The sequence below is a fragment of the Pseudarthrobacter sp. fls2-241-R2A-127 genome (assembly GCF_030209355.1).
GTDB lineage: Bacteria > Actinomycetota > Actinomycetes > Actinomycetales > Micrococcaceae > Arthrobacter.
This window is the reverse complement of sequence record NZ_JARVSF010000011.1, coordinates 70,959-83,919: the sequence shown is the minus strand read 5'-3', so window position 1 is coordinate 83,919 and position 12,961 is coordinate 70,959. Positions and strand designations below refer to the sequence as shown.

11 protein-coding genes are annotated in these 12,961 nt (G+C 67.7%); 3 read left to right on the top strand and 8 right to left on the bottom strand.

The genetic code is table 11. From position 1 onward, the window contains the following. Window positions 1-3 precede the first annotated feature (3 nt). Window positions 4-819, top strand: a complete 816-nt coding sequence (locus QRN53_RS09015; protein ID WP_285243671.1) for a metal-dependent hydrolase — start codon at window positions 4-6, stop codon at window positions 817-819. 141 nt (window positions 820-960) lie between these two features. Here the strand turns inward: QRN53_RS09015 and QRN53_RS09010 are convergent, their stop codons facing one another. The 6 genes from QRN53_RS09010 to nirB all read right to left on the bottom strand — a co-directional run bounded on the left by QRN53_RS09010 (window position 961) and on the right by nirB (window position 8,059). Continuing rightward, complete coding sequence (locus QRN53_RS09010; RefSeq protein WP_285243670.1) at window positions 961-1,224, bottom strand: hypothetical protein; 264 nt, start codon at window positions 1,222-1,224, stop codon at window positions 961-963. Window positions 1,225-1,277: 53 nt separating this feature from the next. Next, the gene (gene deoC / locus QRN53_RS09005; RefSeq protein WP_285243669.1) at window positions 1,278-1,994 is read right to left on the bottom strand and encodes a deoxyribose-phosphate aldolase; all 717 of its coding nucleotides are present in this window, start codon (window positions 1,992-1,994) and stop codon (window positions 1,278-1,280) included. Window positions 1,995-2,125: 131 nt separating this feature from the next. Then, window positions 2,126-3,019, bottom strand: coding sequence for an FAD-dependent oxidoreductase (locus QRN53_RS09000; RefSeq protein WP_285243668.1), 894 nt, complete (start codon window positions 3,017-3,019; stop codon window positions 2,126-2,128). Window positions 3,020-3,220: 201 nt separating this feature from the next. Further along, window positions 3,221-4,369 (bottom strand): uroporphyrinogen-III synthase, encoded by a 1,149-nt coding sequence (locus QRN53_RS08995; RefSeq protein WP_285243667.1) that lies wholly within the window; start codon window positions 4,367-4,369, stop codon window positions 3,221-3,223. A 14-nt stretch (window positions 4,370-4,383) separates the two neighbouring features. Next, on the bottom strand, window positions 4,384-5,415 hold the full coding sequence (cobA, locus tag QRN53_RS08990; RefSeq protein WP_285243666.1) for a uroporphyrinogen-III C-methyltransferase: 1,032 nt from the start codon (window positions 5,413-5,415) through the stop codon (window positions 4,384-4,386). A gap of 1 nt (window position 5,416) precedes the next feature. After that, window positions 5,417-8,059, bottom strand: a complete 2,643-nt coding sequence (nirB, locus tag QRN53_RS08985; RefSeq protein ID WP_285243665.1) for a nitrite reductase large subunit NirB — start codon at window positions 8,057-8,059, stop codon at window positions 5,417-5,419. Window positions 8,060-8,318: 259 nt separating this feature from the next. Between nirB and nirD the strand changes: the two genes are divergently transcribed. Continuing rightward, window positions 8,319-8,699: a nitrite reductase small subunit NirD gene (gene nirD, locus QRN53_RS08980; RefSeq protein ID WP_285243664.1), complete on the top strand. Its 381-nt coding sequence runs from the start codon at window positions 8,319-8,321 to the stop codon at window positions 8,697-8,699. 50 nt (window positions 8,700-8,749) lie between these two features. On the opposite strand, the gene QRN53_RS08975 is transcribed toward nirD, so the two are convergent. Next, window positions 8,750-10,498 (bottom strand): phospho-sugar mutase, encoded by a 1,749-nt coding sequence (locus tag QRN53_RS08975; RefSeq protein WP_285243663.1) that lies wholly within the window; start codon window positions 10,496-10,498, stop codon window positions 8,750-8,752. A gap of 58 nt (window positions 10,499-10,556) precedes the next feature. Beyond that, entirely contained in the window at window positions 10,557-11,375 is an 819-nt protein-coding gene (locus QRN53_RS08970) for a purine-nucleoside phosphorylase (protein ID WP_285243662.1), read from the bottom strand. A gap of 104 nt (window positions 11,376-11,479) precedes the next feature. Between QRN53_RS08970 and QRN53_RS08965 the strand changes: the two genes are divergently transcribed. Then, entirely contained in the window at window positions 11,480-12,895 is a 1,416-nt protein-coding gene (locus QRN53_RS08965; protein ID WP_285243661.1) for an NAD(P)H-quinone dehydrogenase, read from the top strand. Window positions 12,896-12,961 lie beyond the last annotated feature (66 nt).

Here is a 12,961-nt window from a genome sequence, read left to right as displayed (position 1 = left end):
CGGATGATGGGAGGACACCACGCCGCGTCGGGAGCCGCGGCGTGGGTTGCTGTTGCGTCCACGGGACCGTACACGCTGGGCTGGTATCCACTGGATCCCACCGGCATCCTCATCGGTGGCATGGCCACGGCGGGCACGGCCCTGGTGTGCGACTGGGACCACCGCTCCAGCACGGTGGCCCACTCGCTCCCGCCACTGTCCAATGTGATCGCGCGGGGTATCGAGAATGCCAGCGGCGGCCACCGGCAGGGCACGCATTCCATTCTGGGTGCCGCGGTGTTCGTGTTCCTGGCCGGCCTGGCATCCCAGGTCCATGTGGATACCCCGTGGGGGCACCTGTCCGTCGGCGCCGGGCTGCTGTGCATGTTCCTGATCAACATCGCCGCCAAAGCGCTGAAGCTCTTTCCCAAGAACGGCTTCATCTCAAACTGGATCTTCGCCCTGGCGATGGCAGGCCTGGTCACGTTCTTCGCGCCGGAACAATGGACCTGGCTGCCCACCTCGATGCTGATCGGCGTGGTGGTCCATATTGTGGGCGACCTGGTCACCACCGGGGGAGTGCCGCTGCTCTGGCCGCTGGTGGTGCGGCCGCCGAAAATCCTGCGCCGGCTGCCCCTGCTCCGGAACGTCTGGCGGGCCAACGGCGCCCTCTCGGTGCCCCTGCTGGGGCGGGCCGGATCCAAGCGCGAGTGGCTGGTGCTGATCCCGGTCGGTGCCTACGCCATGGTGGGCATGTCCATGGCCGGCTGGGCGATCGCCCGGGACCACTGGGGCCCGGTGGCCGCCGCCGCGGGGGCCTGGATCAGGCTCTGGTTCTAGCAGGGACAGGCCTTGGGCAGCAGACAGCAAAGGACCCCGGACAATGTCCGGGGTCCTTTGCTGTCTGCTGCTTGTTCCAGCCCGTGGCATTTGTGGGCCGTTATCAGGCCTCAAACCACAACTACTGCCAGTTGGCTGGGCCTAGTGCTCGCCTGCGGAGTCGGAGCGGCCAAGCACGGTCTGCGGGATCCAGAACGCCAGCGCGAACAGGACCAGGCATACGGCCATCGGCCAGGGGTTTTCCAGGGTCAGGAAGGACAAGGAGTAGATGGCGCCCAGGAACAGAGCGAAGCTGACCACGAACAGGACGGCGCTGGTGGCCGTGTTGTTCTCGTTCTGCGGGGTGCGGACAATGTCCTGGTTCGACGTCGTGTCCCGGCCGGACGCGTTGATCTTGCTGGACATGTGTTCCTCCTCGGCCCCGCAGGGCGTGGTCTGTGGCGGCTTTCCGGTGCCGGTCAGTAAGCGGTTGAACCCTGTTCACCCTTGACGATGGCAATCCCGGAGCTGGCGCCGATTCGTGTTGCACCTGCAGCAATCATAGCCTGAGCGTCGGCCAGGGACCGTACGCCGCCGGAGGCCTTGACCCCCATGTTTGGGCCCACGGCGTTGCGCATCAGGGCCACGTCTTCGACGGTGGCGCCCCCGCCGTTGAACCCTGTGGAGGTCTTGACGAAGTCGGCGCCTGCCTCCACCGCCGCCTGGCAGGCGAGGACCTTCTGTTCGTCGGTCAGGAGGGCCGTTTCGATGATGACCTTCAGGATGGCGCCACCGGCGTGGACGGTTTCGGCCACGGCAGCGATGTCATCGGCCAGGGCGCCCTTGTCGCCTGCCCTGGCAGCGGCGATGTTGATCACCATGTCCACCTCGTCCGCGCCGTCCAGCACCGCGCCGCGGGCCTCGAACGATTTCACGTCCGTGGGGGTCGCTCCCAGCGGAAAGCCCACCACGGAGCAGGTGAGGACGCCCGAGCCCTTCAGCGCCGTCGTGACGGTCTTGACCCACACGGGGTTAACGCAGACCGACTTGAACCCGTACTCGGCGGCCTCGGCGCAGACTTTCAGCACCTCGGCTTCCGAGGCTTCGGGCTTGAGCAGTGTGTGATCGATGTAGGAGGCGATGCCGTCACCGGCCGGTTTGGCGGTGCCTGCGTGAACGGTGGCTTCATTGCTCATGATGGTCCTCTCGAGGGGCTTTGTGGGCCCGGCGCGTCAGTGACTCTTTTCGGAAACCATCTTGTCACAGCGCACCGGGGCCGTACCGGGCGCCCGGGTACGGGCGCCGCGGGAGGACCCGGGCGGCCCCGTCAGGCGGCCACCTGGAGTGCCGGCACGGGAGTGGCAGACGGCGTCGCCGCGGCAACCGCGGTCAGCAACTGGGTGGCGCAGGCCCCGGCAGCGGACGCCGCCGCGACCAGCAGGCCCAGCCGCACGCCGTCGAACGCCGCAGCGTCACCAATCGCCCAAATGCCCGGGACCGAGGTACGGAAGTCGCGGCTGATCACGATGCCGCCGCCGGCCGCGGTCCGCACACCGGCCGTGGCAGCAAGGCTGTCACGGGACACCCGCTCCTCGGCCAGGACCACCAGGTCTCCTGTCATGCTGCTGCCGTCCTCGAAGACGACGGCCGAGGACGCCAGTCCGGAGCCGGATCCGCCCGGGACAGCGGCCGGGACGACGGCGGCGGGCCGGGCCGTGGTACGGATGGGCCGCACACCCTTGGCCCGGAGGACGGCCTCTGCCTGTCCGGCGGCCGCGCCCGTGCCGACGAGGATGCCGATGGGCCTGCGTCCCAGCTCACGGGTGATTTCCTGCACGCCTTCGGCGATGCGCGGGGCGTCGTCGATGGTGGCGTAGCTCAGGCACTGGCCGGCGCCGTCAACGGGGCTGGCTACGGGGGCGGAACCGGTGGCGATGACCAGCTGGTCGTAAGTGAATTCCATGCCGTCTGCGGTGGCCACGGTGCGGTTGGCGGCGTCGATGTGGCTTGCGGGCTGGCCGAAGCGCACGGAGACCTGGGGCAGCATGGCCAGTTCCAGCAGTTCGGCGGGGGTGTCGTCCCGGTTGCTCAGCACGGTGATGGTGCCGGTGAAACGGGCGCGGTCCAGCTGCGCGACCAGGGCTTGGGCGGCCGGTCCGGCCCCGGCGATGACGATGCGGGTTGCGTCTGAGGTGGACGGGGAGGATGCCGGAGCGGACATGTGCTGGGCCTTTCGCTGGTGGCCGGTAACCGGCCGGAACTTCGTGATGCACCCAGCGTAGGGGCCTGCTTTTTCGGTTGTGTTACCCGTCCATTGCTGTTTCGGAGCGTCCTGTTCGCCAGTATTTACCGGCCGGTAACAGAACCCGTGACGCACCTCTCATCCGGGAGCGGGCCGACACATTTGGCCGCGTCCCGGACCTCAGACGCGGATCCGGTAGCCCCGTTTCACCACGGTTTCAATGAGCTTGCCGTCCGGGAGCGATGACCGCAGCCGGCTCACGGTCATGTCCAGCGCATGGACCGAACCACGCAGTTCCAGCAGGTCCGAGAGCGATTCGCGGGAGAGGACCGCGCCTCCGGCGCCGAGCAGCGCGCGCAGGAGCAGCAGCGGGGCGGGGGCGAGTTCCACCTGCCTGCCGTCGATGCGCAGGCTGCGGCCCCGGAGCTCGATGTTTCCGGAGCGGGTGTCCAGGCGCCTGACATGGTTCAACGCCAGGTGTTCGCAGACCAGCCGGATCAGGGCTCCCATCCGGAAGCGTTCCGGGATCAGCGGAGTCACCCCGGCGTCCAGCAGCGGCTGTGCCGTGACGGGACCCACCACGGCGGTGGTTACGTTCAGTTTCAGGCTCTCCACCAGCTGTTTGTACAGGCCCATCTCGTGGGCCGTGCTCCACATGGCGTCCACTGCCGGCGCGCTGGTGAAGGTGAGGACGTCCAGGTTCCCGTTGCAGGCGGCCTCGATCAGCCGCGGAAGCTTGTCTTCGCCGTCGGGCTTCACCCAGCGGTAGGGCGTGACGGTCAGGACGGTGGCACCGGACATCCGCAGCCGTTCGATTTGGCGGACGTCCGTATAGCCGTGCAGCTGCATGGCAACGGTCTTGCCGCGCACGCCTTCGGTGAGCAGCATGTCCACCAGGGTGGCGGTGGTTTCGTCGCTGCTGATCCCGACGTCGGCGAGGCCCGCCGCGCGGACGGCACCCCGGGCTTTGGGTCCCCGGACGAACATGCGGCAGCTTCCCAGGGTTTCCAACAGTTCGTCGCCGAGTCCGAAGGAGTCTGCGGCTTCGCACCAGCGGCGCATGCCGTAGGCCGTGGTGGCGATGCACAGGTCCGGCTTCGCGGCGATGATGGCACGGGTGTCCTCGATCAGGCGCATGTCCTCCTGGACGGGGGCAATCTTCAGTGCGGGAGCATGCAGCACTTCAGCGCCGCGCCGTTCCAGTGCGTCGATGAGGTCGCGGGAGCGCCGGTCCGAGGTGACGCCGATGCGGAATCCCTCCAGCGGCGATTCCGCGGCATCAGTTGCTTCTTCAGCCTGCGTGGGTTCGGCCGGTGCAAGTGCAGTCATGGGGGTCAATCCTTTCATGATCCCAGCAGCGAAGCCGCCAGCCTGTCCAGGTCAGCGGCCGCTCCGGCGTGCTGCCGGTTGGCCTCAGCCACCCGCACCACTTCGCCGATGACCAGGACCGCCGGGTTGCTGCAGCCGGCGGCGGCGGAGGTGATGGTGCCCAGGTCTGCGATGGTTGTGCGTTGGCCGGGCCGGTAGCCGCGTTCCACCACGGCCATGGGCATGTCCGGGCGCATGCCGGCCCGGCGCAGGCCGGCGGCGAGCTGGTGGAGGGTCCCGATGCCCATGAGCACCACGATGGTCCCGCCCAGGCCGGCCAGGTGATGATGCTCTTTTTCGGTCAGCGGGGCGTGCCCGGAAACCACCGTGAACATGTGGCTCACGTCGCGGTGGGTCACCGGGATGCCGGCGGCTGCCGGCACCGAGATGGCGCTGGTCACGCCGGATACCACGTGGACCTTGACGCCGGCGGCCACGCAGGCGGACACTTCCTCGCCGCCCCGGCCAAAGACGTAGGGGTCCCCGCCTTTGAGGCGGACCACGTTGTTGCCGGCCAGGGCGCTTTCGACCATCAGCTTCTCGATATCCGACTGGCTGACTTTGTGGTGGCCCGGTTTCTTCCCGACGTCCACCAGGTCCGCGGAGGTCAGCAGCGGCAGCTCCTGGTACGGGGCCAACCGGTCATAGAAGACGACGTCCGCATCCCGGAGCGCCTTGACCGCGGCCACGGTGAGCAGGTCACCGGTGCCGGGGCCGCCGCCCACCAAGGTGACGTGCCCGGCAGGGCCGGCCGCCGGCTCGGTGGCGACCGGGATGCCGGCATCCCGGCAGCGGTCCAGGAGGGCGTCCCAGCCGGGCTGTCCGTCATCGACGGCAGCCACCAGGAACAGCCGCTCCGGCAGCCGCGCGCCGTGGGCGCTGCCCGGGCTGCTGAGGTGGTGGACGACGGCGCCCGCGGCTTCGTACCGACGCATCGCCTGCCGCGCGGCAGTATGGGTGCCGGTCACCAGGACGTCCCGGCCGGTGAGGTCGATACTGAGCTGCATGTTATGTCTCGTTTCCAGTGGTTTCCGGCGTGGCGGCGCGGACCGGGATGGAAGCGCCGATCAGGACCCTGCCTTTTTCTTCCGCGGTGGCGGGCCGCATCTGGCCGCGCTCGTCCGGGACGAACGTGATGGAGTCGTCCTTCTGGTCCGGTGCGTTGACGAAGGAACGGAACCGGCGCAGCCGTTCGGGGTCCTTGAGCGTGTCTGCCCATTCATCGACGTAGGTGTCCACGTGTTTCGCCATGGCCGCTTCGAGGTCGGCGGCGATGCCCAGGGTGTCTTTGACCACCACGTCCTCGACGTGCTTGATGCCGCCCTCGAGCTCTTCCTGCCACCGGGCGGTACGCTGCAGGCGGTCCGCGGTGCGGATGTAGTACATGAAGTAACGGTCGATGTACTTGATGAGGGTTTCGTCGTCGAGGTCCTTGGCCAGCAGTTGGGCGTGGGCGGGGGTGGCCCCGCCGTTGCCGCCGACGTAGAGGTTCCAGCCGTCAGCGGTGGCAATGACGCCCACATCCTTGCCGCGTGCCTCGGCGCATTCGCGGGCGCAGCCGGACACGCCCATTTTCAGTTTGTGCGGGCTGCGGAGGCCGCGGTAGCGGAGTTCAAGCTGGATGGCCATGGCCACCGAATCCTGTACGCCGAACCGGCACCAGGTGGACCCTACACACGACTTCACCGTACGCAGGCTCTTGCCGTACGCCTGGCCGGACTCGAACCCGGCGTCCACAAGTTCCTTCCAGATTTCCGGGAGCTGTTCCAGCCGGGCACCGAACATGTCGATCCGCTGGCCGCCGGTGATCTTGGTGTAGAGGCCGTATTTTTCGGCGACGGCGGCGATGACACCGAGCTTCTTGGGCGTGATCTCGCCGCCGGCGATGCGGGGGACTACCGAATAGGTGCCATCCTTCTGCATGTTGGCCAGGGCGCGGTCGTTGGTGTCCTGCAGGGTGCCGCGGCCGGCGTCCAGCACGTAGGCGCTGTTCTGGCTTGCCAGGATGTTGGCGATCGTGGGCTTGCAGATGTCGCAGCCGGCGCCGGTGCCGTACTTGGCCATGATCTCCTCGAAGGAGGTCAGTTCCAGGACACGGATGGCGTCGAAGAGTTCCTGGCGGGACAGTTCGATGTGTTCGCACAGGGCCTTGGAAACCTCCACGCCGGACTTGGTCAGCTCGGTTTCCAGCAGCTTCTTCAGCATGGGCACGCAGGAACCGCACTGGGTGCCGGCACGGGTGCAGCCCTTGAGCTCGCCGAGTTCCTGGACGGGGGCATTGCCGTCGCAGGCGCCGCAGCCGTTGATGGCGTCCCGGATGGAGCCGGCTGTGACGTTGTTGCAGGAGCAGAGGGTGGCGTCGTCGGGAAGCTCGGTTTCGGGAGCTTCGCCGCCGCCTGCCGCGGTCAGGAACGCGCCGGGCTCCGCCGGAAGTTCGCGGCCCAGGAGCGGGCGCAGGCTCATGTAGGGAGAGGCGTCCCCAACGAAAATCCCGCCCAGGAGGGTTTTGGCGTCGTCGGTGGTGACGATCTTTTGGTAGACGCCGCGGGCCGGGTCCGCGTAGACGATTTCGAGGGCGTGCTCGGTGCGGGCAAAGGCGTCACCGAAGCTGGCCACGTCCACGCCGGAGAGCTTGAGCTTGGTGGCGGTGTCGAAGCCGGGGAAGGTGGCGTCGCCGCCGTGCAGCCGGTCGGCAACGATCTCGGCCATGGTGTTGGCCGGGGCCACCAGGCCAAGGCACATTCCGCCGAAGTTGGCCACCTCACCAATAGCCCAGATGCCGGGGACTTCGGTGGCGCAGTAGTCGTTGATGACCACCCCGCCACGCTGGCCCAGGCTGAAAAGCTGCTCTTCGCCGTCGGTGGCGCGGAAGAGCTCGTCGCGGGGCCTCACGCCGACGGCGACGATCACCAGGTCGGCCGGGATGGTACGTCCGTCCGCCATGAGCACCCCGGTGACCTGGCCGTCGTCGTCCGAAAGAATTTCTGACGGGAAGACACCGCCGTGCACTTCAAAGCCCTTGGCTTCGATCAGGCGGCCCAGGGCTTGGCCGGCGCCCTCGTCCAGTTGGGTGTTCATCAGCCAGGGCGAACCGTTGATCACCACGGGGGTGGCGCCGAGCTGCTCGGTACCGGCGGCTGACTCAAGGCCCAGGAGCCCGCCCCCGATGGTCACCGCGTTGATCCTGCGGCCGAGCTTGGCGGTGAGCTCCGCAATGGCGTTGTTGATGGCCCACACGTCCTCGAGGGTGCGGTACACGTGGGCATGTTCGGCGCCGGGGATGGGCAGGCGCACGGCGTCCGAGCCCGTCGCCACTACCAGTTCGTCATATTCGTACGTGTGGCCGGCAGCAGTTTCCACGCTCTTGGCGCCCGGGTTGATTTTCACCACCCGCTCGCCGGTCTTCAGCGTCAGGGAACCGTGCTCCCACATGGTGGCCGTTCCCAGCGTCAGGTCCACGCCGGTGTCCGTGAGTGCCTTGGAAAGGGCAACCCGGTCGTAGGGGAGGTGGGCTTCTTCCGTGAGGACCGTGACTTCCCAGCCGTCGAGGCCGCGGGCATGCATGGCGTCCGCGAAACGGTGGGCCGCAGGGCCGCCGCCGGCGACGACGATGCGGCGCGGAGTCTCGGTGCTTGAAGTCAGTTCGGTCACTGTGGGCCTTTCGCATGGGCCGCAGACGGTGCTCTGCAGCTTGTGCATTCAGCCTAGGGAGGGGCAGTTTCGCCTCAGTTTCCCTTTTGTTTCGTCAACTTAACTTCTGCATCACGAACGCATTTCCGGCCGCGTGAGGTCTCTTTTACCCGCCGGACACATTCGCCGCACCCCCTTGAAACACCCGGAACCTAGCGTGGAACACGGCAGCACAAGCAGCCGCTTGCAGGGACAACAGGCACAAGGAGAGGAGCCGGACATGACGGCAACACTGGAACTTGGGGCGCTCGCCGCCGAATCAGACACTGCCGGATTCGGGACCGGCTGGCACCGCGTCTGCGCAGTGGACGACCTTGAACCGGCCTGGGGCGAGGCGGCACTCCTTGCCGGCCGCCAGGTGGCCCTCTTCCGCACCGGTCCCCATGAAGTCTTCGCCGTGGGGCACCAGGATCCGGCCACCGGTGCCCACGTCATGGCCCGCGGCATCCTTGGTTCCAAGGGGACCCGCCCCACGATCGCCTCGCCGCTGCACAAAGAGGTCTACGACCTCGAAACCGGCGAATGCTTCACCACCCCCGGCCTGCGCCTGGCCGCATTCAGCACCCGGATCACCGACGGGTTCGTCGAGGTGGAACTCTGAAACTTTCCCGCACACAGGAAAGGGGCGCCAAGGGGCGCCCCTTTCCGCGGTTAAAGTCCCAGTGCCTCGCTGACGTCGTGCAGGACCTCGTCCAATGCGGCACGCGCCGCCTGGCGCGCCTGGGGGAGTTCGGCGGCGGATCCCACCTGGTGTATCACTTCGAGGTAGCACTTGAGCTTGGGCTCCGTGCCGCTGGGCCGGATGATCACGCGGGTCAGGTCCCTGGTGATATACAAGAGGCCCTCCGTGGGCGGCAACTGCCCGCTTCCCTCTGCCAGGTCCGTGAAGACTTCCACCGCTGACTGCCCAAACGATTCCGGCGGCGAAACGCGCAACCGGTTCATCATGGCATCGAGGAGACCCAGGTCCGCGACCCTGATGCTCAGTTGGTCGCTGGCGTGCAGGCCGTGCTGGAGGTACAGCTCGTCGAGGGTGTCGAAGACGGTCTTGCCGGCGGCTTTGGCGGTGGCAGCGAGTTCGGCGATCAGGACCGCGGCGGAGATGCCGTCCTTGTCCTTGACCAGGTCCGGCGCAACGCAGTAGCCCAGCGCCTCCTCGTAGCCGTAGGTGAGGCCGGGGACGCGGGAGATCCATTTGAACCCGGTCAGGGTTACTTCATGGGCGAAGCCCGCGGCGGCGGCGACGCGGGCCAGCAGCCGGGAGGACACGATCGAGTTGGCGAAGACACCAGGGCGGTCCGTCTCGGCCCCGGTTCCGGCATCAGCGAGCCTGGCGGCGATGTGGGCCCCCAGCAAGGCGCCGACTTCATCTCCGCGGAGCATCCGCCAGGCGCCGGTGTCCGGGTCCTTGGCGGCGACGGCAGCCCTGTCGGCGTCGGGATCGTTCGCTATGACGAGGTCGGCGTCGAGCCGTTCGGCCGCCTCCAGGGCGAGGTCCAGTGCCCCGGGTTCTTCCGGGTTGGGGAAGTTGACGGTGGGAAATTCGGGGTCCGGCTCGGCCTGTTCGGCCACGATGGTGACATCCGTGAAACCTGCGGCCGCCAGGACCTCCAGTGCTGTCCGGCCGCCCACGCCGTGCAGCGGCGTCAGGACAATCCGCAGGTCCCGGGCCGGGAAGCGGTCCGCCATGGCCAATCCCGCGGTCGCCCGCTGGTAGCCCGCCGCCAGCGAGCCGTCCAGCACGGTCCATCCGCCGGCGGCCAGTTCGATTGAATCGACAGGGCCCACGGCGCTGATCCGCTCGGCGATGCGGGCGTCGTAAGGTGCCACGATCTGGGCGCCGTCGCCGTCATGGGACACGGCGTGACGGCCCAGGTAGACCTTGTAACCGTTGTCCTGCGGCGGGTTGTGGCTGGCGGTGACCATGACGCCGCCGTCGCATTCCAGGGCGCGGACGGCGTAGGCCAGCAGGGGAGTGGGAAGGGCTGCCGGGAGCAGGAAGGTCTCGATACCGGCAGCGGTGAAGATGGCGGCGGTTTCGGCTGCGAAGACATCCGAGTTGTGCCGGGCATCGTAGCCGACGACGGCGCGCGGCCGGGTGCCGGATGCTGCGCCGGCCATGGCGTCCACCAGGAAGGCGGCGAGTCCGGCTGCGGCGCGCCGGACCACCACCCGGTTCATCCGGTTCGGCCCGGGTCCAAGGGCGGCGCGCAGGCCCGCCGTGCCGAACTGCAGCGTGCCCCGGAAGCTGTCTTCCAGTTCCTGCCGGGCCAGTGGGTCGCCCTCTTCAACGAGGCTGACCAGCTCAAGCAGCGATGCCTGTGTTGCGGGATCCGGATCCAGGGCAGCCCATTCCCGGGCCTCGGCAAGCAGGCGAAGTTCGGCATCGGAAGACGTCATGGGCCTAACGCTATCGTCATTGCAGGTCCGTTGCCTGCACCGGGGCAGCCCGGGGCGTTCAGAGCCGGGCGATGATGTCGGCCAGCAACCGGGAGATACGCGGGCCCGCGGCCTGGCCGGATTCGATGACTTCCTGGTGGCTGAGCGGTCGGGGGCTGATGCCCGCTGCCAGGTTGGTGACCAGGGAAATACCGAACACTTCCATTCCGGCGTGGCGGCCGGCGATTGCTTCGAGGGCCGTCGACATGCCGATCAGGTCCGCCCCGATCCGCTTGGCGTACTGCACTTCAGCCGGGGTTTCGTAGTGCGGGCCGGGGAACTGCGCGTAGATGCCCTCGTCCAGGGTGGGATCCACCTCGCGGGCCAGTCCACGGATCCTCGGTGAGTACAGGTCTGTCAGGTCCACGAACGTGGCGCCCTCCAGCGGGGAAGCGGCGGTGAGGTTGATGTGGTCGCTGATCAGCACCGGGGTTCCGGGTGTCCAGGCTTCGTTGAGTCCGCCGCAGCCGTTGGTGAGGACCAGCGTCTTGCAGCCGGCCGCCGCCGCGGTCCGGATGCCGTGCACCACTGCCCGGACGCCCTTGCCTTCGTAGTAGTGGGTGCGTGCACCCAGGACCAGGGCGCGCTTACCGTCCTTGGTCAGCACAGACCGGATGGTTCCCACATGGCCTTCCACGGCGGGGGCGTGGAAGCCGGGAACCTCGTCCGCGGACAGGGTGGCGGTGGTCTCGCCGATCAGGTCGGCGGCTTCGCCCCAGCCGGAACCGAGGACCAGTGCGACGTCGTGGCGGTCCACTCCGGTCTCCTCGGCGATGTAGTCGGCGGCGGCTCGGGCAGCGGCGAACGGGTCCGTGTTCAGGAAGTCTGTTGTACTCACCAGTACAAGTTATCCTGCCCCGACTGTTGCCCTCATCACGGCGGGCCCGGAAAGCGCCCCATTTTCTTGGTGGTCCGGCCGGAGATGGGCGAGAATGGATGACTGTGACTACGCATCCAGATTTCAGTTCCCCCCGAATCGCTATCCTGGGAGGCGGTCCCGGTGGATACGAAGCGGCTATGGTGGCCGCCTCGCTCGGGGCGACGGTCACCATCATCGAACGTGCCGGGCTCGGCGGCTCCGCCGTGCTGACCGACGTCGTTCCCTCCAAAACCCTCATCGCCACGGCAGACCTCATGGCCCGGGTGGCAGAGGCGGGCGAGCTGGGCGTGAAATTCGACGTCGACGGCGGCGACTTCGTGCCGGTGATGCACGCTGACCTCAAGCACATCAACGACCGCCTCCTTAACCTGGCCCGCACCCAGTCCCAGGACATCCGCGACGGCCTGGAAAAGCAGGGTGTACGGATCATTGCCGGTTCCGGCCGGCTCCTGGACAACCACACCATCGAGGTCCTGACCGCCGACGGCACCGAGACCGTGGAAGCCGACACCGTCCTGCTGGCCGTGGGCGCGCACCCCCGCGAACTGGAAACCGCCCGCCCGGACGGTGAGCGGATCCTGAACTGGACCCAGATCTACGACCTTGACCAACTTCCCGAGGAACTGATCGTCGTCGGCTCCGGCGTCACTGGTGCCGAGTTCGCTTCCGCGTACAACGGCCTGGGGTCCAAGGTCACCCTGGTTTCCAGCCGCGACCGCGTTCTTCCCGGCTCCGACGTCGACGCCGCGGTGGTGCTGGAGGAAGTCTTCGAGCGCCGCGGTGTCCGGGTCTTGTCCCGGTCCCGCGCACAGTCCGTGGAGCGGACAGACGACGGCGTGGTGGTTACCCTCGCCGACGGCTCCACTGTGACCGGCAGCCACTGCCTCCTCTGCCTGGGCTCGATTCCCAACACCGCCGGACTGGGCCTCGAAGAAGCAGGCGTGGCCGTCAGCGACAGCGGCCATATCAAGGTTGACGGCGTATCCCGCACCACCGCCCCCAACATCTACGCCGCGGGCGACTGCACCGGTGTCCTGCCGCTCGCCTCCGTGGCCGCCATGCAGGGCCGCATCGCGGTGGCGCACTTCATGGGTGACGGCGTGACGCCTCTCAAGCTGCACCAGGTGGCATCGAACATCTTCACGTCCCCGGAAATCGCCAATGTGGGGGTGTCCGAGGCAGAGATCGAGTCCGGCAAGTACCAGGCGGACATCATCAAGCTTTCGCTGCGCAGCAACGCCCGCGCCAAGATGCGTAACGCGAAGGACGGGTTCGTGAAGATCTTTGCGCGGAAGGGCTCCGGAACCGTGATTGGCGGCGTGGTGGTGGGTCCCAACGCCTCCGAGCTGATCTTCCCCATCTCCATCGCCGTCAAGCAGAAGCTGCACGTTGATGACGTCGCCAGCACGTTCACGGTGTACCCGTCGCTGACCGGTTCCATCTCCGAGGCCGCCCGCCGCCTGCACGTCCACATGTAAGGGCCGAAGGGCCCGCATCCGGTGGGCGTTCCGTTGTTACACTCGGCCCATGATTGGGCTTCCCCT